The organism is Nocardioides sp. Soil774, assembly GCF_001428125.1.
In the GTDB taxonomy this organism is placed as follows: Bacteria; Actinomycetota; Actinomycetes; order Propionibacteriales; family Nocardioidaceae; genus Nocardioides.
This window is the reverse complement of record NZ_LMSM01000006.1, coordinates 419062-441223: the sequence shown is the minus strand read 5'-3', so window position 1 is coordinate 441223 and position 22162 is coordinate 419062. Positions and strand designations below refer to the sequence as shown.

Here is a 22162-nt window from a genome sequence, read left to right as displayed (position 1 = left end):
GGGCCCATTGTGGCAGCCTTGCCGAATGGCTTTCCTCCCCGTCGTCGGACGCACGCTGACCCTCGGCGCCGTCGCCGGCGCCGGGCTGGCGTCGTACGCCGCCTGGGAGGCGAGGCAGTACACCCTGCGCCACGTGACGGTGCCGCTGCTCCCCGACGGCCACGCCCCGCTGAAGGTGCTGCACCTCAGCGACATCCACATGGCTCCCGACCAGCGCGACAAGCAGGAGTGGCTCCGCGGCCTCGCCGCCCTCGAGCCCGACCTGGTCATCAACACCGGCGACAACCTCGCCCACCGCCGCGCCGTGCCGGTGGTCACCGACGCGCTCGGCGGGCTGCTCGACGTGCCGGGGGTCTACGTCCTCGGCTCCAACGACTACTACGCCCCCGGCATGCGCAACCCGATGCTCTACCTCCTGCCCGACACCGGCAAGCGCAACACCAAGACCCCGCAGCTGCCGTGGCCCGACCTCAAGGAGCGCTTCGGCGCGGCCGGCTGGCTCGACCTGACCAACGGCTTCGGCCGGCTCACCGTCAAGGGCACCTCGATCGCCTTCGCCGGCGTCGACGACCCGCACCTGAAGTACGACGACCTGCCGCGCGTCGCGGGCCCGGCCGACCCGGACGCCGACGTGCGGCTCGCGGTCACCCACGCGCCGTACCTCCGCGTCCTCGACCAGTTCGCCGCCGACGGCTACGACGCGATCATCGCCGGCCACACCCACGGCGGCCAGGTGTGCCTGCCCACCCTGGACGGCCGCGGACGTGCCCTCACCACCAACTGCGACCTCGAGCCCGCGCGGGCCCGCGGCCTGCACCGCCACCCGGCCGGCTCCGCCCCCGGCGACGACGGCTCGTCGTGGCTGCACGTGTCGGCCGGCCTCGGCACCAACCCCTACGTCCGCTTCCGGGTGGCCTGCCGCCCCGAGGCGACCCTGCTGACACTCACCTGAAGGAGCCCACGTGCCACTGGTCCGGGTCACCAACTTCGCCGTCTCGCTCGACGGCTTCGGCTCCGGGGAGCCGCAGTCCCTCGAGGCGCCCTTCGGCCATGCAGGGATGAAGCTCCACGAGTGGCGCTTCGCGACGTGGCAGGCCGGCGCGCCCAACGGCGTCGACGCCCTCTTCGGGCGCCAGTACGACGTCGGCTTCGGCGCCGAGATCATGGGCGCCAACAAGTTCGGGCCCCCCGGCTGGCAGGACGACCCCGGATGGCGGGGCTGGTGGGGCGAGGACCCGCCGTTCCACACCCCGACCTACGTCCTCACCCACCGCCCGCACGACTCCCTCGAGATGGAGGGCGGGACGACCTTCCACTTCATCGACGCCTCGCCCACCGAGGCGCTCGCCCTCGCCCAGGAGGCAGCGGGTGACCTCGACGTGCGGATCGGCGGCGGCGCGAGCACGGTCCGGGCGTTCGTGGCGGCCGGGCTCGTCGACCACCTGCACGTCGCCGTCGTGCCGGTCGTCCTCGCCCGGGGCTCCCGCCTCTGGGACGGCCTCGAGGCGCTCGAGGACACCTTCGACATCGAGGCGGTCTCCTCGCCCAGCGGTGTCACCCACCTGAGCATGACCCGGAAGCCGGCCTCCTGAGGCGCGTCCGTCCCGCGCGGTCGGGGCGATTTCGAGAGGCCCTGACCGCTCCGGTATGCTCGCCCGCGTTGCCCTGCCGAGTGCTCGCAAGAGCTCAAGCGGCCGGGCGGCGGGCTGTGGCGCAGCTTGGTAGCGCGCCTCGTTCGGGACGAGGAGGCCGCAGGTTCAAATCCTGTCAGCCCGACATCCGGAGCTCCCGGACCCACATCGATGGGTCCGGGAGCTCCTGTCATTTGGCACACTGCCCCCATGGCCCAGAGCGACGACCACGACGAGCACGACGACGGACCCTCGCTGCAGATGCCGTCCCTCTCGCTGCGGCGGCGGCGGAGGGCCAGCGAACCCACCGAGCCCAGCGAGCCCGCCGACTCCCTCGACCCTGCCGAGCCCGTTGCCGGTCCCACGGAGCCCGACGCCTCGACCGGCGGAGACCCAGCCACGGTCGCAGCACCCGAGAAGGTGGCTGCACCACCGCTGCGAGCGCGCGTACGCCGACCGTCCCTGGGCGGCCTGCCCGCGGCAGCGCTCAGCGGGCTCGGCGTCGGCGTCCTGGCCGTGCTGCTGACCTGGCTCGCCGGCGCCGGCTGCAACGTCGTGCGGGGCACGTCGTCGTGCGGTGGCGCGATCGGTCTGCCGCTCCTGCTGGGCGGGCTCGTGCTGCTGGCGTGGGCCGGCAGCCTCGCACTGCGAGCCCTCGGCGTCACCGACGCAGGCTCGACCAGCCTGTTGGCCGTCGGGATCCTCGCCGTGCTGGTGATGGTCTTCCTGCTCGGCTCGCTCGACCAGTGGTGGAGCGCCGTCGCCGCCCCCCTGCTCGCGGCAGGCTGCTACGCCGGGTCGTGGTGGGTCACCACGTCCGTCGTCGGGGACGACGGCTGACGACCCTCAGAGCGCGGCGGCGACGATCTCCGCGATCTGCACCGTGTTGAGCGCGGCGCCCTTGCGCAGGTTGTCGTTGCTGATGAAGAGCGCGAGGCCGCGGTCGTCCGGCACGCCCGGGTCCTGGCGGAGCCGACCGACGTACGACGGGTCGCGACCGGCCGCCTTGAGCGGGGTCGGCACCTCGTCGAGCTCGACGCCGGGTGCCCCCGCGAGGATCTCCCGGGCGCGGGCGGGCGTCATCGCGCGCTCGAACTCGGCGTTGACCGCCAGCGAGTGCCCGGTGAAGACCGGGACCCGCACGCAGATGCCGGAGACCAGCAGGTCGGGCAGGCCGAGGATCTTGCGCGACTCGTTGCGGAGCTTCTGCTCCTCGTCGGTCTCGTTGAGCCCGTCGTCGACGATCGAGCCCGCCATCGGCAGCACGTTGTAGGCGATCGGCTCGACGTAGGCCACCGGGTCGGGGAAGGCGATCGCCGAGCCGTCGTAGGCGAGCTCGCGGGCCTTGTCGCCGGCTCCCTCGACGCCGTGGGCGAGCTCGTCGACGCCGGCGACGCCGGAGCCCGAGACGGCCTGGTAGGTCGAGACGATGAGGCGCGTGAGGCCCGCCTCCTCGTGCAGCGGCTTGAGCACCGGCATGGCCGCCATCGTCGTGCAGTTGGGGTTGGCGATGATGCCGCGCCCGGCCGCGATCACCGACGCCATCGCGTCGGGGTTGACCTCGGAGACGACGAGCGGGATGTCGGGGTCCTTGCGGAACGCGCTGGAGTTGTCGACGACGATCACGCCCGCCTCGACGAACGTCGGCACGAGCGCACGCGAGGTGGTGGCGCCGGCGGAGAAGAGGGCGATGTCGAGGCCGGCCGGGTCGGCGGTCGCGGCGTCCTCCACGGTGACCTCGCGGTCGCCGAAGGCCAGCACGGTGCCAGCCGAGCGCGACGAGGCGAAGAACCTGACCTCGCCGACCGGGAAGTCACGCTCGAGCAGGATCTGCCGCATCGCGACACCGACCTGCCCGGTGGCCCCGACGATGCCGATGTTGACCTTCCGGGTCATCGGCCGGTGCCCCCGTAGACCACGGCCTCGACCTCGTCGGCGTCGAGGTCGAACGCCGTGTGGGTGGCGCGCACGGCGTCGCCGACCGCGGTCTCGTCGACGATGACCGAGATGCGGATCTCGGAGGTGGAGATCATCCCGATGTTGACCCCGGCCGAGGCGAGCGCGCCGAAGAACTTCGAGGTGATGCCGGGGTGCGAGCGCATGCCGGCGCCGATCAGCGACACCTTGCCGATCTTGTCGTCGTAGAGCAGCTTGTCGTAGCCGACCTCGGCCTGGATCCGCGCCAGCGCCGTCATCGCGGTCTGGCCGTCGGTGCGCGGCAGCGTGAAGGAGATGTCGGTGAGGCTGGTCGCGGCCGCGGAGATGTTCTGCACGATCATGTCGAGGTTGATCTGGGCGTCGGCGAGCGCCTCGAAGATGCGGGCCGCCTCGCCGACCTTGTCGGGCACGCCGACGACGGTGATCTTGGCCTCGCTGACGTCGTGGGCGACTCCGGCGATGATGGGCTGTTCCATGGTCTCTTCCTCGGGTCCGGCGACATCGGGGTCGTTCTTGACCCAGGTTCCTTCGAGCTGGCTGAACGACGAGCGCACGTGGATCGGGATGCCGTAGCGGCGGCCGTACTCCACGCAGCGCAGGTGCAGGATCTTGGAGCCGCAGGCGGCGAGCTCGAGCATCTCCTCGTAGGACACGGTGCCGAGCTTGCGGGCGCTCGGCACGATGCGCGGGTCGGCGGTGAAGACGCCGTCGACGTCGGTGTAGATCTCGCAGACGTCGGCCTCGAGCGCGGCCGCCAGCGCCACCGCGGTGGTGTCGGTGCCGCCGCGGCCGAGGGTGGTGATCTCCTTGGTGTCGGCCGAGACGCCCTGGAAGCCCGCGACGATGACGATGTGGCCCTCGCCGATCGCCTGGGTGATGCGACCGGGGGTGATGTCGATGATCTTGGCCTTGCCGTGCACCGAGTCGGTGATCACGCCGGCCTGGGAGCCGGTGAACGAGCGGGCGGTGTAGCCGAGGTCGCTGATCGCCATCGCCACCAGCGCCATCGAGATGCGCTCGCCCGCGGTGAGCAGCATGTCCATCTCGCGGGCCGGCGGGAGCGGCGAGACGCCGTTGGCGAGGTCGTAGAGGTCGTCGGTCGTGTCACCCATGGCGGACACCGCCACGACGACGTCGTGCCCGGACTTCTTGACGTCCACGATGCGCCGCGCGACGCGCTTGATGGCGTCGGCGTCGGCGAGCGAGGAGCCGCCGTACTTCTGCACGACAATGCCCACGGTTGGTCCCTCGGGTCGGGTGCGGCCGTCATCGGCCGGGTGCGTCTCTGGCGTTCCCGCCGGCGCCGTTGCCGGAGGGCGAGCCCGATTCTACGGCTGCGTGCCGGGGTCGATCTCCAGCATCTCATCGGCGACGGCGACGGCGGCCGCGTTGGCCACGAAGTCGGTGTCGAAGCGGTCGTGCGCGACGACGGTCAGCAGCGCGTTGAGTGCCGCGCCGGCCAGGTTGCCCCAGCTGTTGACGTAGGAGAACTGCCACCACCACAGCGCCTCGTCGACGTCACCGGCGCGGAAGTGGCGCAGGCCGTTCTCGAGGTCGATCGCGATCGAGGCGAGGTCGTCGGACAGCCGGCTCTCGACCACCTCGGGGACGTAGGGGTCGAAGACGAAGGTGTAGGAGTCGACGCCCTCGAGCATGTCGGCCAGGCGCAGCCGCAGGTCGTCGATGTCGGCCTCGGGGCCCACGTCGGGCTGGAACTCCTCGCGCGGGGCGAAGTCGGTCTGTGCGCCCAGCCGGGCGCCGGCCAGCAGCACCTGGCTGATCTCGAGGAGCAGGAGGGAGACGGCCTCGGCGCCGTTGCCCTCGCGGGCGATGGCGCGCAGGGCGAGCAGGAAGCTCGTCACCGAGTCGGCGATCTGCTCCTCGAACCTGATCTGTTCGGTGTGGTCGGTCATTCTGCTGATCTCCTTCCGGCGAACGCACGGCCGAGGGTGACCTCGTCGGCGTACTCGAGGTCACCGCCCACCGGCAGTCCACTCGCCAAGCGGGTGACGCGCAAGCCCATGGGGCCGAGCAGGCGCGTGAGGTAGGTCGCGGTGGCCTCGCCCTCGAGGTTGGGGTCGGTGGCGAGGATGACCTCGGTGACGGTGCCGTCGGCCAGTCGCGGCATCAGCTCCTTCACGTGGAGCTGGTCGGGACCGATGCCGTCGATCGGCGAGATCGCGCCGCCGAGCACGTGGTAGCGACCGCGGAACTCGCGGGTGCGCTCGATCGCGACGACGTCCTTGTACTCCTCGACCACGCACAGCACGCTCGGGTCGCGCCGCTCGTCACGGCAGATGCGGCACTGCTCGTCCTCGCTGACGTTGAAGCAGATCGAGCAGAACTTCACCTTCGCCTTGACCTCGATCAGCACGTCGGCGAGACGCCGCACGTCGGCGGGCTCGGCCTGCAGCAGGTGGAAGGCGATGCGCTGCGCGCTCTTGGGACCGACGCCGGGCAAGCGGCCCAGCTCGTCGATCAGGTCCTGGACGACACCCTCGTACACCGTCGCTGCTCTCAGCCCAGGCCGGGCGGCGAGAAGCCGAGCCCGCCGCCACCGCCGAGGCCCTCGGTGAGCGGGCCGAGGGAGTCGCCCGCGAGCGCCTCGGACTTCGCCCGGGCGTCACGGTAGGCCGCGACGATGAGGTCGGAGAGGTCGGACAGGTCGTCGGGGTCGTTGCCGTCGAACTCGCCGGTGCGGATGCTCACGCCGACCAGCTCGCCCACGCCGTTGGCGGTGACCGTGACGGCCCCGCCGGCGACCGTGCCCTCGACGGTGGTGCGGGCCAGCTCGGCCTGCGCCTCCTCGAGCTGCTGCTGCATCTGCTGCGCCCGCTGGAGCAGCGCGTTCATGTCGAAGCCGCCGCCACCGAGGGCGTCGAAGGGGTTCTGGGTCATCGGGTCTCCCGCGTGAAGAGTGAGGTCGAGGTCGTGGAGGTCGTCGAGGTGCTCATCTGGTCAGTCGTTCCTGATCTCCTCGATCAGGCGGGCACCGAGGGTCTGGCTCAGCAGCGACTCGGTGTCGAGGGCCGCCGACTCGGCGTCGGGGTCGTCGGGGTCGGCGTCGTCGTCGGGCGAGCGCACCGGCTCGCTGGGCTCGGAGCCCACGCCGGCCCGGGCCGCCTCGAGCGCCTCGCGGGCCGGGGCGGCCGACACGACGGGCGCCGGTGCGGCGGCAGGAGCGGCGTCCTGGGTCACCCAGGCCGGCGGCGAGTCCGGGGCCTCGGGAGCGGCCGCGGGGGCCGGGGAGGCCGGGGTGGCGGGGGAGGCCGCCGGGGCCGGCGCGGTGGCCGACTGGTGCACGACCGGCGCCTGCGCCGCGGCGCCCGAGGGGTCCACGATCGACTCCACGCGCCAGTCCATGCCCACGACGTCGATCGCGGCCTGGCGCAGGATCTCGTCGCAGCCGCCGTTGACGAAGGAGTCGCGCGCACCGGAGTTGGCGAACCCGACCGTCAGCCGGGTGCCGTCGACATCGACCACGTGGGCGTGCTGCGAGAGCACCATCCACGCCAGGCGCCGCCGGTTCTTGGTCTGCTCGAGGATGTCGGGCCACAGGCGGCGTACGTCGACGAGGCTGAGGCCACCGCGCGGTCCGCCGGGCTGCGCGGCGACCGGCGCGTCGGGGCCGGACGCCACCACCGGGGCGGGCGCGGGCTCGGCCACGGCTGCGGGCGGCTGCACCGTCGCGGGCTCGGCCGGCGGCGCCGAGGTGGGCATCGGCGGGGGCGGGGGCGGCCCGGCGTCGCGGGCCGGGCCGGCGTCGGGCGCAGGGCCGGCGTCGGGCACCGGGCTGGCAGTCGGCACGGGCGGCGGCGGTGCGGGCTCGTCGCTGCGCAGGGCGGGCGCAGGGGCGCTGGCGGGGGCTGGGGCGGTAGCGGGAGCGGCGGGTGCAGGGGCCGGGGCTGGGGCCGACGCAGCGGCTCCCGCCGGCACGCCGGTCACGTCGAGGCGGCGCTCGAGCCGCTCGAGGCGGGCCATCACGCCGTCGGCGGTGTGGTCGGCGCCGGGCAGGAGCACCCGGGCGCACAGCAGCTCGAGCAGCAGCCGGGGCGCGGTCGCGCCGCGCATCTCGGTGAGCCCGGCGGCGACGATGTCGGCCGCGCGGCTGAGCTCGATGGCGCCGAAGCGGGCCGCCTGGGCGACCAGGCGCTCCCCCGCGTCGTCGGGGACGTCGATGAGGCCGGTCGCCGGGGCGTCGGGCACGGCGGTGACGATGACGAGGTCGCGCAACCGGCGCAGGAGGTCCTCGGTGAAGCGGCGGGGGTCCTGCCCGGTCTCGACGACCTTGTCGACCACCGAGAAGACCGAGGCCCCGTCGCGGGTCGCGAACGCCTCGACCACCTCGTCGAGCAGGGAGTCCGGGGTGAAGCCCAGCAGGTCGGTGGCGAGCTTGTGGGTGACCCCGGCCGACCCGGCGCCGCCGAGGAGCTGGTCGAGGACCGACAGCGTGTCGCGCGCCGACCCGGCCCCTGCTCGTACGACGAGGGGCAGGGCGGCCGGCTCGATGCCGACGCCCTCCTCCGCCGCGAGCTGCGACAGGTAGTCGCTGAGCAGCCGCGGTGGGATCAGCCGGAACGGGTAGTGGTGGGTGCGCGAGCGGATCGTCGGCAGCACCTTGTCGGGCTCGGTCGTGGCGAAGATGAACCGCAGGTGCGGCGGCGGCTCCTCGACCAGCTTGAGCAGGGCGTTGAAGCCCTGCGTGGTGACCATGTGCGCCTCGTCGATGATGTAGACCTTGTAGCGGTCGCGCACCGGCGCGAAGAACGCCTTCTCGCGCAGGTCGCGGGCGTCGTCCACACCGCCGTGCGACGCGGCGTCGATCTCGATGACGTCGATCGATCCCGGGCCGCCACGCGCGAGGTCGCGGCAGCTGTCGCACTCACCGCACGGGTCGGAGATCGGCGCCTGCGCGCAGTTGAGCGCGCGCGCCAGGATCCGGGCCGAGGTGGTCTTGCCGCAGCCACGTGGGCCGGAGAACAGGTAGGCGTGGTTGACCCGGTTGGCGGCCAGCGCAGCCCGCAGCGGCTCGGTCACGTGGTCCTGCCCGATGACCTCCTGGAAGGTCTCGGGCCGGTAGCGGCGATAGAGCGCGAGCGGTGACTCCACGTCGTGAACCCTAACCGTGCCCACCCACACCGCACAGGGCCCGGGGCACCCCGGGGAGCGGGGGCCTGAGCAGGGGCATGAAAAGGCCCCCCACGCACCCGTCAGAGCTCACTTGCCCTTGCTGCCTTCCGGCCCTGGGGGATTGGGCGAGGTGACGCCGCGTGGGGGGTTGCCGGGAGTCTAGGCGAGCGGGGACAGCGCGCCCAAACCCAGGGTCGACACCAGCCCGACGAGGCGATTTCACCGCCTGCCGACGTGACCGGTACTCTCCTCGGCGGAGGTATCGCCTAGTGGCCTATGGCGCTCGCTTGGAAAGCGGGTTGGGTTAATAGCCCTCGGGGGTTCGAATCCCCCTACCTCCGCCGACACGAGGGCCCCGCACCTGCTGGTGCGGGGCCCTCGTCGTACGTCCCGTGGTTCAGCGCAGCTGGGCCTGCAGCCCGTAGCGCCACTCCTCGGAGATCAGCAGGCTGCCCTCGCCGAGGCGCCGCTCGACGGCGTCGACCAGCATCGCGGAGGCCTTCTCGGGGTAGACGCGGTCCCACGACAGCTCGGCGCGGTGCTCGAAGACGTGGTGGATGACCGAGACCATGAGGTCCTTGCTCACCGGTGGCGCGAGGAAGTTGCTGCCCGCGAGGAAGGTCTCGGAGCGGTCGGAGCCGAAGCGCAGCGTCACGCACGGCACCTCCAGCACGTTGGCCTCCTCCACGATGCTGCCGGAGTCGGTCACGATCACCGCGCACATCGACATGGCCGCCACGACGTCGAGGTAGCTGTCCCACACGGGCGTCGAGATCAGCGCGTCGCCGTACCTCTCCTCGAGGTCGTGCAGCCATTCGCGGCGCCCGAAGTTGTCGATCGCCGCCTCGGTGCCCAGCAGCCGGATGAACAGCACGTGGTGGCCCTGCTCGAGCAGTGCCTCCATGGCGTCCATGAGCAGGTTGAAGCGGTCACGGTTGGTGGTGTTCTCGCGGCGGTGCACGCAGAAGCGCAGGAACGAACCGTCGCCCATCTGCGGGAACTTCTCGAGCACCTGGTTCTTGTCGCTGCCGGCAACCGCCTGCGCCAGTGCGTCGACGACGGAGTTGCCGACGACGTCGATGGCGGCCGGCGCGAAGCCCTCGTCGACCAGGAACTCGCGGTTGAGCTCGACGGGTGCGGCGTGCAGGTCGGAGCCGGCGTCGGCGACGCGGGTGTTGAACTGCTCCGGCGACGGCTCGCGGCTGCCCTTGGACCAGCTGGCGCGGTCGATCGACTGCTCGCGGAACGACGCCCAGTCGAGGTCGGCGCCCTGCTCCAGCCAGCCGCGCAGCACCTCCGGCTTGGGCGAGAGGGTGCGCAGCCCGGCCTCGACGTGCACCAGCGCCTGTCGCTCGCCGAAGGTGGCCAGGGCACCCGCCATCGCGGTGGTGGTGTCGCCGTGGACGTAGGTGATCGGGAAGCCGCCCCGGTCGGCGAAGCCCTTGAGGTAGAGCGCGAGCTTGGCGGTGATGCCGGAGACGAGGTCGTTGACGCCGCCGCGCACCTCGAGGTTGATGTCCTCGCGCACCCCGAACTCGTCGAGCATCGACTGCGAGAGGTTGTGGTCGTAGTGCTGGCCGGTGTGGCACAGCACGACGTCGTGGCCGCGCTCGCGCAGCTCGTGGTAGATCGGCGCCTGCTTGATGATGTCGGGCTTGGTGCCGACGACGACGACGTGCTGGCTGTTCTCGTGGGACATGGGTTCCTTCGGGCGAGGGGCGCGAACGGGCTCGGAAGAGATCAGAGGAGATCTTCGCGGGTGCTCGCCGCGAGGAGCGAACGCAGGCGCTCGAGGGTCGGGGTGTCGAGCGCCTTCTTCTTGTCCAGGACGTAGACGGCGTCCTCGTGCGTGACCACGATCAGCCCGCGGGCGCCGAGGGTCACGACGGGTCGTCCGTCCATGCTGGCCACGAGGGTGTCCTCGGCGTCGAGCTGCAGGGCCGGGCCGATGGAGGTCACCCGCTGGTCGTGCAGCACCCGCTCCAGGCGGGTCCACGTGCCGACGTCGGTCCAGCCGAGCTGGCGCGGCACGACCAGGCACTCCATGCCGGCCCACATGAGGGGATAGATCTCGTGGCCACCGATCGCGGCGCCGCGGTAGCCCTGGTCGGACTGGTCGGGTCCCGCCCCGCGGGCGAAGCGCTCGATCGAGTCGAAGATCAGCGGCAGGGCGGTCCGGTAGGCGTCGCACGCCTGCCCCACCCTTACGCCGTAGCAGGCGGTGTTCCAGTAGAGCCGGCCCGTGCCGGACAGCTCGTCGACCAGGTCCTCGTCGGGCTTCTCGTGGAAGGAGTCGATCACCTCGACGACGCCGTCGCCGCCCTTGGTGTGGATGTAGCCCAGGCTCGGGTCGTAGCGGGTGGGCTCGGCACCCAGCACCACCATCGACTCCGGCGTGCGCTCGAGCTGGTCGAGCATCTCGCGCGAGGCCTGGTTGAACGCGACCTCCTCGTTGATGAGGTGGTCGGACGGGGCGATCAGCGCCGGGGCGTTGCCGTAGAGGTGCGACAGCGTCGCGATGCTGAGCGCGAACGCCGTCGCCGGACCGGCCGGGTCCTCCTCGAGGATGAGGTTCTCCGCCGGCACCGGACCGAGGTTCTTGCGGGCCGCGTCGGCGAAGCGGGCCCGCGTCGAGACGTGGATGCGGCTGGGGTCGACGATCTCGCTCAGTCGCTCGATCGTCCCGGTCAGCAGGGGACGGTCGCGCACCACCGGCTGGAACTGCTTGGGCGCGCGGTCGCGGCTGATCGGCCAGAGCCGCGAGCCCTGGCCCCCGGCCAGGATGACGGCAACCGGCTCGTCAGAGGTGTCGGTCATGGTGCGATTCCACCACGGGCGTGGGCGCGGGGAGGAAGAACCGTGCACTCAGCGACGCAGCAGCGGGCGCAGCATGAAGGCCAGCGCGAGCACCGAGCCGGCGACCAGCCCGGACCACAGCAGGATGGCCCTGGGGGTGCTGAACAGGTCGATCCGCTCCGGCGCGGGCGGCGCCACGGCGTCGGTGCGCGTCTCGGCGACGGTCGACTCGATCTTGCCCTGGCGACCCGGCGCGAGCTCGCGGGTCAGCGCGTCGTAGGCCTGGACGACCCCGGCCCCCGCCCACGGGTCGTGGGCGGTGCCCTGCGCGATGGGTCCGGCGCCCTCCGTCGTGGCCTCGAGGCGCGCGACGAGCTGGCGGGGGGTCTCGCGCGGGAACTCCTCGCGCAGCAGGGCGAGGATGCCGCTGACCTCCGCGGTGGACCACGACGTCGCGACCTCGCCGACGTCGCAGACCTGGCCGGTGGCGTTGAGCGAGATCGCGCCCAGCGTGGGGGCGGAGACGTCGGTGTCGGCGTTGGGCACGACGTAGGTGCTCGGGTCCTCGTTGGCGGGCGGGGTCGCACTCACGCCGAGCACACCAGGGTAGTCGGCGGGGTAGACGTCGGCGTCGTTGCCCGGCGTCCCCTTGTCCGCACCGGTGTCGGACCCCTCCTCCTTCGCGTTGCCGGCCGCGGCGACCACCACGAGGGGCAGGTCGACCAGCCGGGCCACTGCGGCCTCGAGCTTCGCGTCGGGACTGGGCACGGCCAGCGAGATGTTGACGACGTCGAACTTCTCGCGCGGGTAGGCCGCCAGGACGGCCTCGATGCCGGCGACGATCCCGGCCGACGTCACCGGTCGCTGGCCCTGCGCGATGTCGGCGGTGTCGGAGTCGTAGACCTTGAAGTCGTGCACCTCGGCGTCAGGGGCGACGCCGCGCGGACCGGCGATGAGCCCGGCCACGATCGTGCCGTGGCCCGACAGCGTGGTGGCCGCCGAGGCGCCTCCGACCGCGACGGACGTCGGGCGGGCCAGGCCCGGCAGGGCCACCACGCCGCTGTCGATGACCGCGACCTTCACCCCGCGACCGGTCGCGAGCTCCTGGGCCTGCTCGACGTGCATGCGGTCGAAGGCGGGGTTGTCCTTGGAGTGGGTGTCGGCCAGCTGCTCGGAGCCCGGCACCTCGCTCACCGAGCAGGGCGCCAGGTGCTCGGCCGCCGCCGGCCCGGCCCAGACCGGCACGACCGCCGCCGCGACGACGCCGGCCGCGAGCGTCGTACGCAGTCGCGAGGCGTGGCGCGCGCTCACGAGTCGCCTTCGCCGTCCGCGTCGGGGTCGGGCGGGGGCGCGTCCTCGGGGAGGCGGCGGGCGCTGTTGGTCGACAGCACGACGCCGGGGTCGAAGAACGTCAGCCACGCGCTCGGCACCAGCGGCGGGTCGACCTCGCCGTAGCCGATGAACTCCGGCACGCGGGGGCCGAGGAGGTACTTGGTGCCCTTGGTGTCGATGACGTAGGGCGTGCCGGCGTCGGCCGCGGACTCCGAGCCCGACTGCACGTAGGCCCCGGCGCTGGGCTCGACGTCGACCTCGTGGCGACCGGGAGTCACCTCGCTCGGGTCGGCGGCGCCGGTGGGGTTGGTGGCGAGGCTGACGGTCGGGTCGGCGTCCGCCGCCGGGTGCAGGACCCCGCACAGGGCGCCGCTGCCCACCGCGGTCGGCAGCGTCTGCGGCCACTCGACGGGGTAGCCGGGGTCGCCGAGGGCGGCCACGAGGTTCTCCGGCAGCTCGGTGGCCGTGGCGCCGACGACGTCGTAGACCATCCCGGCGAACGGCGACAGCTTCTGGGGCTTGTCGTCACCGAGGAGGTAGTAGGTGCCGGCGCTGGAGAGCAGCAGGTCGCCGATCCGGAACTGGGAGAGGTCGGTGCCGGAGTCGCCGTAGGGCACCGACTCACCGGGTCGGTCGATGCCGAAGGCGTCCTTCTCCAGGGCGTCACCGCGGGGGAAGAGGTTGAGCCAGTCGTCGTCGACCTCGGCGGCCGAGGCGCCGAAGCCGAGCCGGTCGGCGATCGTGGAGGCACTCGTCTCGTCGCGGGGCATCGGGAAGCGGTAGGCCCGCCCCGGCGTGGTGCCCTCCGCGGGCGCGGTGGCGATGAGCCACTCCTGCTTGCCGTGCGAGACCAGGAACGCCGACGCCGCGAGGTCCTCGACGGTCGGCTCCTGCTGCACCGCGACCTTGATGCCGAGGCCGTCGCCGGTGCAGGCCGTCCAGCCGTCGTCGACGAGCTCGCCCGCGCTGGGCAGGCCGGCCGGCGCGCTGTCGATGCCGAGGTCCTCGCCGAGCTGCACGGTGCGGATGTACTTGTCGCGCACGGTGAACGGCGTCAGCTCGGCGTCCTCGAGCAGCAGCTGCGCGGAGACGAAGTTGGGCACGCGCTGCAGCAGCGGGTCGTCGCCGCCGCGGAGCACGACGTACTGCTCACCGGTGTCCTTGGAGATGATGAAGCTGCCCTCGTCGAGCCACTGCGCCGGCGGGCGGCCGAGCAGGAAGCCGGCGATCGCGGCGCCGGCGAGCAGCAGCACCGACAGCGCGACACCGCCGATCAGGACACGGCCCGGGCGCACCGGCTCGACCTCGCGGCCACCGGGGGCGCCGGAGACGAAGGCGGTGACGAGGCGGCGGCGGCTGAACGCGTGGGCCTCGACGAGGTCCTTCTTGGTGGCCATGGACTCAGCCCGCCACGGCGGAGACGAAGCCGGCGGCGAGCACCATCAGCGGCAGCAGCGCCAGGAGGGTGACCATCTCGACGACGTCGCCCATGCGGCCGCGCCGCACCGACGGCGAGGCCGGCACGAGGGTGAGCGCGAGCAGCGCGGCACCCACACCGGCCAGGCCGATGGCCGCGCCCGCGCGCCACCCGTCGTGGACGAGCAGCATCGACACCGCGACCGAGACCAGCCCGAGGATGCCGGAGGTGAGGCCGGCCAGCACCTCCGAGCCGGTGCGGTACTGGCGGGTGCGGAACATGACGGCCAGGCAGCAGACCGCGGCCAGGACGGTGCCGAAGGCGCCCCGTCCGACCGCGAAGGGGGCGAAGAGGACGAGCAGCGTGCCGACGGTGGCGGAGACCGCGAGCAGGATCTCGTGGCCGACCCGTGCGTCGTCGGCGACCTCGTCGGGGTCGATCTCGTCCGGGTCGGCGGTGATGTCGTGCAGCGAGTAGAGCTGGTCGACCTTGGTGCCGGTCACGCCCAGCGCCAGCCACGGGAAGATGCTGCCGGCCAGCACGACGAGGGTCATCAGCACCGTGAAGACGGTGCTCGGCTCGAGCGAGGCGACCCGGATCAGCACCGAGCTGGCCACGAGGACCGCGCCCACCACGATCGCGGGGATGACGAGCGCGCGGCCCTCCTGCAGGCCGACCACGGCCACCAGCCCGACCGCCAGCACGCCGAGGCCGGCGCACAGGAGCGGGTCGGTGAAGAACGCGTCGTCGAGCGGCCAGGTCCACCCCGGCAGGTCACCGGGTGCGAGCAGCAGTCCGGCCACGCCGGCGTAGAGAGCGGCGATGAGGGAGACCGCGACGCCCGCCTCGGGCTCGTCCTGGGCCCGCGCCAGCACGATGCCGCCGACGACGAGCAGCGCCGCGATGACCGCGGCCGCGACCCCGCCGAGCAGGCTCTCGCCCTTGAGCAGCAGGGCCAGCGCCCCCAGGCCGAGCAGGATGCTGCCCGCGCCCAGCGCCGTACGACGTCCTGCCGCCGGCTCCCACGGCTGGAGCTCGTTCTCCACCACGTCGGCCATCGCCTCGACGACGTCGTCGTAGACGCGGGGGGCCTTCTCGTCGACCCCGGCGGTGACGGTGAGCAGGCCGCCGTCCTCGATGCCCTGCATCGTCAGACCCGCGTCGTTGGCCAGGATCCGGCCCTCCTGGGTCACCAGGCGGTAGCCGCCGTAGACCGTGGAGGCGTCGAGCAGGCCGACGGAGCGGGCCAGCTCGGGCACCAGCTCGGCGACCGGGATGGAGCCCGGCAGCACCAGATCGACGCGCCGGGAACCCGAGGCGATGGTCACCCGGACCAGTCCCGAGGCGACCGAGGACCCCTGACTCATTGGTGTCTCCCCCTGATCGTGCTTCACGTGCGCGCGGGACGAGGCCCCGAGCCACCGAACGGAGTGCAGCCTAGGCGAACAGGCAGCGAGGCCGGTCGTCCCACCACGGGACGACCGGCCTCACCGGCTGGAACGCGATCAGAAGCGGTTGGCGCCTCGCGCGTCGGCGGCCTTGTACTCCGCGTTGGACGCGTCGACGCCCTTGCTGGCCTGCTCCAGGAGCAGGGTCATCTCCTGCATGGCCTGGTCCCACTTCGCCTTGGCCTGGTCGTAGGCCATCTTGGCGTTACCGTTCCAGTCCGACTTGAGCGGGTTGAGGTCCGTCTCGAGCTGGTCGAGGCGCGCCTCGATGTCCTTGGCGGCCTTCATCACGTCGGCGGCACCGGCGTCGAGTGCACCGTGCTGGACCTTGATTCCGTCGAAGCTCATCATCGATCTCCTGAGTCTGTGTAGGGGCTCGGCGTCAGCCGAGACGGCCCTGGAGGTTGGCGTGGGTGGCGGACTGGCTCTCGTCGGTGGAGACGTTGTCGCGCTCGGTCTCCTTCATCGACGCGGAGAGCTGGTCGAGCGCCTTGAGGATCGTCTCCTGCTTCTCGTTCCACGCGATCATGAGGTTGTTGAACGCGGTGGCACCCTGGCCGCCCCATCCGCCCATCATGGTCTGGATGTTGCCGGAGAGGACACCGCACTTGTTCTTGACGTCACCGCGGGCCTGGTCGACGAAGTCGGCACCCCTGGACAGGGCCTTCTCTGTCTGGCCGTAGATCTCGCTCATGTCGATCCGTTTCCCTCGGCGGTCGAACCGACCGAGTTTCTTGTGTGTTGGTGATCCACCGGACTGGTGGTCCGGTGCTCGGGGAGACGTCCCGACCCCCCGCGCTGACGTGCATCTACCCGACCGATTTGGGGCTAAACCTCACGACGTCATTTCCCACAGGCGGCGGAAGACGCCGGCCGCGACGACCGCCGAGGCGAAGGCGAGGCTGCCGCACAACGACTCCGCGACCTCGGCCCGGCGCGACCACCAGACCGAGCGCCACCCGCGCCCGGTGGCGACAGCGGCGCCCAGCGCGATGGCACCCAGGGCCACGACGGCGTAGAAGAAGGTGTCCAGGAGCTCCGCGCCCGGGCCGAGCACCAGGTGCACGGCGAGGGAGACCAGCGCGGCCAACCCGCCCAGGCGCAGCAGGCCGCGGGCCGCGGCGTGGCGGTAGGAGCGCGCGGCCAGCAGGAGCGAGCAGCCGGCGAAGAGGACCAGGCACCGTGCGCCGATGCGGTCGAGGTCGATGGTGGCGGTGTGCAGCAGCAGCGGGCTCGCGACCGCGACCGTCACCAGGATCGCCGCGGAGGCGCCGGTGACGATGCGCGAGGCCCGGTGGACCAGCCGCTCCATGGCGTCGGCCGCCACCACGATGCGACCGCGACGGCCCTTGCGCTGCGCGTCGCGCGCGGACCACGCGGTGACGGCGAGGCGGTCGAGGTCGAGGAGCGCCTCGTCGGGCACGTCGATGGCGAGCGACGGCGCGAAGCGCGCGGCCATCATCGAGCCGAAGACCAGCAGCGTCCAGGCGACGCGGGCGTCCCAGCCCATGAGGGCCGGCACCGAGCAGCAGGCGAAGACCGTCAGCCCGGCCGCGATCCACACCGCACCGAGCTCGTCGGACTCGGCCGAGAGCGCGCGACCGATGCCGGCCACGACAGCAGCGGCGATGCCGGCGGCACCCAGGATCGCGGGCAGCAGGTGCACGCCGGGCTCGTAGAGGGCCGCGAACGCGGCGGCGGCGGCGAAGGCCGGTGCTGCGGCAGCACGCTGCCGGGTGTGCCGGCCGACGGGCAGCACGCCGACGAGCGCGCACGCCAGCAGGATCCCCACGGCGACGGTGCGCACCGTCTCCTCCCCCGCGCGACCGGCGTACCACGCGGCGAGGACGGCAGCGAGCGCGGCGACGGTGGCGATCATCGACGCCAGGGCGGGGCTCTCGGGTGCGTTCTTGGCGGCCTGCAGCAGCGTCACCCGGCGCGGGCGGTGCACGCCCGTGGTGGCGACGAGCACGTCGCCGGGCTGCACGCCGGCGTCGGCGAGCGGGACCGCGGCGTTGAGCCGCTCCCCCAGCGCGGTCTGCAGGAGCGGGATGCCCGGGACCGCGCCCGCCGCCTCCGCCTGCTTGGCGTACTCGCGGGCGACGTCGACCGAGGTGGCCCCGGCGGGGACCACGAGGTCGAGCACGCCGGCGGGGCCGTGGATGCTCACGGCGATGGTCGCGTCAGCTGGGCTGGGCATGGCGACGTCCGACACGATTCCCCCTTCGCGTGCACCGGGCGCTTCTCTCGGAGCAGGGTATTGCACGGCCGGGGTCGCCGGGCGGGTCGTCGGCTCGCGCGGGTGCAGCGGCGCACCTACTATCGACGCGACTTCATCTGGTGAGGCAACGGGGGATGCGTGAGCACGACACTGCGAGGCGGCCAGAGGCTCGACGAGCCGGAGATGCCGGGCGGCCAGATCGTGCTGCAGCCCCCGCCGGAGCTGCAGGAGGGCGAGGGCGCCGGCGGCGTGCTGATGAACGCCATCCCGATGCTGGGCAGCCTGGGCTCCATCGTCCTGGTGGCCACGATGGGCGGGGCCAACAAGAGCCGCAGCTTCCTGGCCGCGGGCATGTTCCTCTTCGCCACGCTCGGCTTCATCATCGTGCAGATCGACCGGCAGCGTAAGCAGCGCGCGCAGCAGGTCACCGGGTCGCGCACCGAGTACCTGCGCTACCTCAGCAACATCCGCAAGGTGGCGCGCGAGGCCGCCGACCAGCAGCGGCGCGCCCTCAACTGGCACCACCCCGAGCCCAGCGCCCTGCCCTCGCTGGCCGAGGAGCGCACCCGCCTGTGGGAGCACACCGCCTCGGACGACAACTTCCTGCACGTGCGCTACGGCCTCTGCTCCCAGCCGCTCTCGCTCGAGCTGGTCCCGCCGGAGAGCGCGCCGGTCGACCAGGTCGACCCCGCCGCCGCGTCGGCGCTGCACCGCCTGCTCGTCGTGCACCGTCTCCAGCCCAACCTGCCGGCGTCGATCGACCTGCGCGCCTTCGACCGCATCGAGCTCTGCGGCGACGCCGAGGAGGTCCGCTCGACCGCGCGGGCGATGATCTGCTCGGCCACGGCCTTCCACAACCCCGACCAGCTCGTGGTCGCGGTGCTGAGCTCGGAGCAGAACCTGACCCACTGGGACTGGGTGAAGTGGCTGCCCCACGCGCAGAGCACCCGCGAGGCCGACGCCGTCGGTCCGATGCGACTGGTCTCGACCTCGCTCGACGACCTCGGCAACCTGCTGCCGCCCGACCTCAGCGACCGGCCCCGCTTCGGCGCCGACGAGCGCGCGGCGACCCCCCACATCCTGCTGGTCATCGACGGCGGCCACCTGCCCCCCGGCAACCACATCGTGCCGCCCGACGGCCTGCACGGCGTCACCCTGCTCGACCTGCCGAGCCGGTGGGACGAGCTCGAGGACTCCACGCGCCTGCGCCTGGAGTTCGCCGACGCCCCCGACGAGCTCGGCAAGCGACCGGTCAGCGCGCTGCGGCTGCGCGGCGAGCCCGTGCGGGCGCTGGCCGACCAGTGCGACCTCGCCACCGCGGAGGCGTACGCCCGACGCATCGCGCCGCTGAAGACCGCCAGCGCCGAGGCCTCCTCGGCCGGCGGCGCGGTCGACATCACCTCGACGACGCCCGACCACATGGACCTGCTCGGCCTCGGCGACATCTTCGCCTACGACCCCGCGACCGCCTGGCGTCCGCGCCCCGCGCGCGACCGGCTCCGGGTGCCGATCGGCATCGGCGACTCCGGCGGCATGGTGCACCTCGACATCAAGGAGTCCGCCCAGCAGGGCATGGGACCCCACGGCCTGGTGATCGGTGCGACCGGCTCCGGCAAGTCGGAGTTCCTCCGCACGCTCGTGCTCGGCCTGGTGATGACGCACTCCTCGGAGCAGCTCAACCTCGTGCTGGTCGACTTCAAGGGTGGTGCGACGTTCGCCGGCATGGCCGACATGCCGCACGTGTCGGCCGTCATCACCAACCTCGCCAACGAGCTCACGCTCGTCGACCGCATGCAGGACGCCCTCTCCGGCGAGATGACGCGCCGCCAGGAGCTGCTGCGCGACGCCGGCAACTACGCCTCGGTCCGCGACTACGAGAAGGCCCGCGCCAACGGCGAGCCGCTCGAGCCGATGCCGTCGCTCTTCATCGTCGTCGACGAGTTCTCCGAGATGCTCTCGGCCAAGCCCGAGTTCATCGACCTCTTCGTCGCCATCGGCCGCCTCGGCCGCTCGCTCGGGCTGCACCTGCTGCTCGCCTCGCAGCGGCTCGAGGAGGGCCGTCTGCGCGGCCTGGAGTCCCACCTGTCCTACCGCGTCGGCCTCCGCACCTTCTCCGCCGGGGAGTCCCGCGCGGTCCTCGGTGTGCCCGACGCCTACGAGCTCCCCGCCGTCCCCGGCCTGGGCTACCTCAAGCCCGACCAGTCCACGCTGCTGCGCTTCAAGGCGGCGTACGTCTCCGGGCCGCCGTCGAGCCGCACCCGCGTCACCCGCGACGAGGGCGGCGCCATCCGCGGCATCCTGCCCTTCACGATCTCCGAGGTGCAGGCGCTCCAGCCGACCGCCGACGAGACCCCCGACGTGGCGGCCCCGCAGCCGCAGCGGCAGGGGCAGGGCGAGCAGCCCTCGCTGCTCGACATCGCGGTGCAGCGGATGATCGGCAAGGGCCCCGAGGCCCACCAGGTCTGGCTCCCGCCGCTCGACGTGCCCGACACCCTCGACGAGCTCATGCCCGACCTCGTCGAGCACGCCGACCTCGGCCTCACCTCGCAGCAGTGGCGCAACGTGCCCGGCCTGGTGATCCCGCTCGGCACCGTCGACCGTCCCCGCGAGCAGCGCCGCGACACGATGACGCTCAACCTCACCGGCGCCGCCGGTCACGTGGCCGTCGTCGGCGGGCCCCGCTCGGGCAAGAGCACCCTGCTGCGCACGATCGTCACGAGCATGGCGCTGGTGACCACGCCGATGGAGTCGCAGTTCTTCGTGCTCGACTTCGGCGGTGGCACGTTCGCCCCGCTCGCCCGGCTGCCGCACGTCTCCGGCGTCGCGACGCGCTCCGAGCCCGACGTCGTACGCCGCGTCATGGCCGAGGTCGAGGGCATCGTCGACCGTCGCGAGGCCTTCTTCCGCGAGAACGGCATCGACTCCATCGAGACCTACCGCTCGCGCCGCGCCCAGGGCCGGGTCGACGACGGCTGGGGCGACGTGTTCCTGGTCATCGACGGCTGGAGCACGCTCCGCGCGGAGTTCGACGACCTCGAGATGGAGATCCAGCAGCTCGCCGCGCGCGGCCTGACCTTCGGCCTCCACATCGTCACCGCCTCGACCCGGTGGGCCGACTACCGCGCCGCGATGCGCGACGTCTTCGGCTCCAAGCTCGAGCTGCGCCTCGGCGACCCGCTCGACTCCGAGGTCGACCGCAAGGTCGCCGCCCTCGTGCCGGTCGGTCGCCCGGGCCGCGGTCTCGTGCCGTCCAAGCTGCACTTCCTCGGCGCGCTGCCGCGCGTCGACGGCGACGGCAACGCCGACACGCTCGGCGACGGCGTCGACGACCTGATCGACAAGATGGCCGCGGCGTGGAAGGGCCCCGAGGGCCCCAAGCTGCGCCTGCTGCCCGAGCGGGTCACGCTCGAGGCGATCCGCGAGGACGCGGTGCGCCGCAAGATGCCCGAGCGCCACGTCCTGCTCGGCATCAACGAGAAGGAGCTGGCCCCGATCGGGCTCGACGTCGACGCCGAGCCGCACATGCTGATCTTCGGCGACGGGCAGTCGGGCAAGAGCGCGCTGCTGCGGGCCTACGTCCACGAGATCATGCGCACCCGCACGCCGAAGCAGGCCCAGATCGTGCTGGTCGACTACCGCCGCTCGCTGCTCGGCGAGGTGCCCGACGAGTACCTGCTCAACTACCTCACCTCCGCCACCCAGGCCACGCCCACGCTCAAGGACATCGCGAGCTACCTCGAGGGTCGCATCCCCGGTCCCGACGTGACGCCCGACCAGCTGCGCAGCCGCTCGTGGTGGACCGGTGCCGAGGTCTTCGTCGTGGTCGACGACTACGACCTGGTCGCCACCCAGCAGTCCTCGCCGGTCTCGGCGCTGCAGCCGCTGATGGCCCAGGCCCGCGACGTCGGCCTGCACGTCGTGGTGGCGCGGCGTACGGGTGGTGCGTCCCGCGCGCTCTACGAGCCCGTCATCCAGTCGCTGCGCGACCTCGCGATGCCCGGCGTCGTGCTGTCCGGCCCGCGCGACGAGGGCGTGCTCATCGGCAACCTGCGCCCGCAGCCGGCGCCCGAGGGCCGGGCCCGGGTCGTCACCCGCGACGGCGGCACCCAGACCGCGCAGCTGGCCTGGCTCGACCCGACCATGTGAGCCGCCGCCCGAGCGGTGAGTGACGGAGATTTTCGGCGCCACCGATCCTCCTCACGCACCGCTCAGGCGCGCCTCGTACGGCGACACGCCCGGCGAACGGTGT

Annotated in this window: 18 protein-coding genes, 2 tRNA genes and 1 other RNA gene; 6 read left to right on the top strand and 15 right to left on the bottom strand. The window is 72.6% G+C overall.

Translation table 11 applies throughout. The features are described 5' to 3' along the window. Positions 1–25: 25 nt before the first annotated feature. The 4 genes from ASG76_RS07700 (at position 26) to ASG76_RS07685 (ending at position 2471) form a co-directional block, all read left to right on the top strand. Positions 26–952, top strand: coding sequence for a metallophosphoesterase (locus ASG76_RS07700; protein WP_056601889.1), 927 nt, complete (start codon positions 26–28; stop codon positions 950–952). A 10-nt stretch (positions 953–962) separates the two neighbouring features. Beyond that, complete coding sequence (locus tag ASG76_RS07695; RefSeq protein ID WP_056601888.1) at positions 963–1592, top strand: dihydrofolate reductase family protein; 630 nt, start codon at positions 963–965, stop codon at positions 1590–1592. Positions 1593–1702: 110 nt separating this feature from the next. Then, positions 1703–1776, top strand: a tRNA-Pro gene (locus tag ASG76_RS07690). A 65-nt stretch (positions 1777–1841) separates the two neighbouring features. Next, positions 1842–2471: a hypothetical protein gene (locus ASG76_RS07685; RefSeq protein WP_056601887.1), complete on the top strand. Its 630-nt coding sequence runs from the start codon at positions 1842–1844 to the stop codon at positions 2469–2471. A 6-nt stretch (positions 2472–2477) separates the two neighbouring features. Here ASG76_RS07685 and ASG76_RS07680 read toward each other — a convergent pair whose 3' ends face one another. The 7 genes from ASG76_RS07680 to ffs form a co-directional block, all read right to left on the bottom strand. Then, a complete protein-coding gene (locus ASG76_RS07680) occupies positions 2478–3527 on the bottom strand; it encodes an aspartate-semialdehyde dehydrogenase (protein WP_056601886.1) in 1050 nt (349 codons plus the stop codon). Beyond that, positions 3524–4807, bottom strand: coding sequence for an aspartate kinase (locus tag ASG76_RS07675; protein WP_056601885.1), 1284 nt, complete (start codon positions 4805–4807; stop codon positions 3524–3526). The genes ASG76_RS07680 and ASG76_RS07675 overlap by 4 nt, the downstream gene beginning before the upstream one ends. A 90-nt stretch (positions 4808–4897) precedes the next feature. After that, positions 4898–5482 carry a DUF5063 domain-containing protein gene (locus tag ASG76_RS07670; protein ID WP_056601884.1) on the bottom strand — a complete coding sequence of 195 codons (585 nt, stop codon included), beginning with the start codon at positions 5480–5482 and terminating at the stop codon, positions 4898–4900. Further along, positions 5479–6075: a recombination mediator RecR gene (gene recR / locus ASG76_RS07665; RefSeq protein WP_056601883.1), complete on the bottom strand. Its 597-nt coding sequence runs from the start codon at positions 6073–6075 to the stop codon at positions 5479–5481. Before recR ends, ASG76_RS07670 begins: the two co-directional genes overlap by 4 nt. A gap of 11 nt (positions 6076–6086) precedes the next feature. Beyond that, positions 6087–6467, bottom strand: a complete 381-nt coding sequence (locus ASG76_RS07660) for a YbaB/EbfC family nucleoid-associated protein (protein ID WP_056601882.1) — start codon at positions 6465–6467, stop codon at positions 6087–6089. A gap of 60 nt (positions 6468–6527) precedes the next feature. Then, positions 6528–8678, bottom strand: a complete 2151-nt coding sequence (locus tag ASG76_RS07655) for a DNA polymerase III subunit gamma and tau (RefSeq protein ID WP_056601881.1) — start codon at positions 8676–8678, stop codon at positions 6528–6530. A gap of 81 nt (positions 8679–8759) precedes the next feature. Further along, positions 8760–8849, bottom strand: an RNA gene (gene ffs / locus ASG76_RS18750) — signal recognition particle sRNA small type. Between the two features lie 105 nt (positions 8850–8954). Between ffs and ASG76_RS07650 the strand changes: the two genes are divergently transcribed. After that, positions 8955–9040: transfer RNA gene (locus ASG76_RS07650), tRNA-Ser, on the top strand. A 56-nt stretch (positions 9041–9096) separates the two neighbouring features. On the opposite strand, the gene ASG76_RS07645 is transcribed toward ASG76_RS07650, so the two are convergent. The 8 genes from ASG76_RS07645 to ASG76_RS07610 form a co-directional block, all read right to left on the bottom strand. Then, positions 9097–10398: a UDP-N-acetyl glucosamine 2-epimerase gene (locus tag ASG76_RS07645; RefSeq protein WP_056601880.1), complete on the bottom strand. Its 1302-nt coding sequence runs from the start codon at positions 10396–10398 to the stop codon at positions 9097–9099. Positions 10399–10439: 41 nt separating this feature from the next. After that, on the bottom strand, positions 10440–11516 hold the full coding sequence (locus tag ASG76_RS07640) for a sugar phosphate nucleotidyltransferase (protein WP_056601879.1): 1077 nt from the start codon (positions 11514–11516) through the stop codon (positions 10440–10442). Positions 11517–11564: 48 nt separating this feature from the next. Further along, the gene (locus ASG76_RS07635) at positions 11565–12806 is read right to left on the bottom strand and encodes a S8 family serine peptidase (RefSeq protein WP_056601878.1); all 1242 of its coding nucleotides are present in this window, start codon (positions 12804–12806) and stop codon (positions 11565–11567) included. Next, positions 12803–14224, bottom strand: a complete 1422-nt coding sequence (locus tag ASG76_RS07630) for a type VII secretion protein EccB (protein WP_056601877.1) — start codon at positions 14222–14224, stop codon at positions 12803–12805. Before ASG76_RS07630 ends, ASG76_RS07635 begins: the two co-directional genes overlap by 4 nt. A 4-nt stretch (positions 14225–14228) precedes the next feature. Next, positions 14229–15611, bottom strand: a complete 1383-nt coding sequence (eccD, locus tag ASG76_RS07625; RefSeq protein WP_056601876.1) for a type VII secretion integral membrane protein EccD — start codon at positions 15609–15611, stop codon at positions 14229–14231. 138 nt (positions 15612–15749) lie between these two features. After that, positions 15750–16040, bottom strand: a complete 291-nt coding sequence (locus tag ASG76_RS07620) for a WXG100 family type VII secretion target (RefSeq protein WP_162254097.1) — start codon at positions 16038–16040, stop codon at positions 15750–15752. 34 nt (positions 16041–16074) lie between these two features. Continuing rightward, positions 16075–16386, bottom strand: coding sequence for a WXG100 family type VII secretion target (locus ASG76_RS07615; protein ID WP_056601874.1), 312 nt, complete (start codon positions 16384–16386; stop codon positions 16075–16077). 141 nt (positions 16387–16527) lie between these two features. Then, on the bottom strand, positions 16528–17892 hold the full coding sequence (locus ASG76_RS07610; RefSeq protein ID WP_056601873.1) for a hypothetical protein: 1365 nt from the start codon (positions 17890–17892) through the stop codon (positions 16528–16530). Positions 17893–18051: 159 nt separating this feature from the next. On the opposite strand from ASG76_RS07610, the gene eccCa reads away from it, so the two are divergent. Beyond that, positions 18052–22059 (top strand): type VII secretion protein EccCa, encoded by a 4008-nt coding sequence (gene eccCa / locus ASG76_RS07605; RefSeq protein ID WP_235529444.1) that lies wholly within the window; start codon positions 18052–18054, stop codon positions 22057–22059. Positions 22060–22162 lie beyond the last annotated feature (103 nt).

What these genes read in the sequence shown, in the direction of transcription:
- ASG76_RS07700 (WP_056601889.1), top strand. Translation starts at nt 26, where the DNA reads ATGGCTTTCCTCCCCGTCGTCGGACGCACGCTGACCCTCGGCGCCGTC.
- ASG76_RS07685 (WP_056601887.1), top strand. Translation starts at nt 1,842, where the DNA reads ATGGCCCAGAGCGACGACCACGACGAGCACGACGACGGACCCTCGCTG.
- ASG76_RS07680 (WP_056601886.1), bottom strand. Translation starts at nt 3,527, where the DNA reads ATGACCCGGAAGGTCAACATCGGCATCGTCGGGGCCACCGGGCAGGTC.
- ASG76_RS07670 (WP_056601884.1), bottom strand. Translation starts at nt 5,482, where the DNA reads ATGACCGACCACACCGAACAGATCAGGTTCGAGGAGCAGATCGCCGAC.
- ASG76_RS07660 (WP_056601882.1), bottom strand. Translation starts at nt 6,467, where the DNA reads ATGACCCAGAACCCCTTCGACGCCCTCGGTGGCGGCGGCTTCGACATG.
- ASG76_RS07645 (WP_056601880.1), bottom strand. Translation starts at nt 10,398, where the DNA reads ATGTCCCACGAGAACAGCCAGCACGTCGTCGTCGTCGGCACCAAGCCC.
- ASG76_RS07640 (WP_056601879.1), bottom strand. Translation starts at nt 11,516, where the DNA reads ATGACCGACACCTCTGACGAGCCGGTTGCCGTCATCCTGGCCGGGGGC.
- ASG76_RS07630 (WP_056601877.1), bottom strand. Translation starts at nt 14,224, where the DNA reads ATGGCCACCAAGAAGGACCTCGTCGAGGCCCACGCGTTCAGCCGCCGC.
- eccD (WP_056601876.1), bottom strand. Translation starts at nt 15,611, where the DNA reads ATGAGTCAGGGGTCCTCGGTCGCCTCGGGACTGGTCCGGGTGACCATC.
- ASG76_RS07620 (WP_162254097.1), bottom strand. Translation starts at nt 16,040, where the DNA reads ATGAGCTTCGACGGAATCAAGGTCCAGCACGGTGCACTCGACGCCGGT.
- ASG76_RS07615 (WP_056601874.1), bottom strand. Translation starts at nt 16,386, where the DNA reads ATGAGCGAGATCTACGGCCAGACAGAGAAGGCCCTGTCCAGGGGTGCC.
- ASG76_RS07610 (WP_056601873.1), bottom strand. Translation starts at nt 17,892, where the DNA reads ATGCCCAGCCCAGCTGACGCGACCATCGCCGTGAGCATCCACGGCCCC.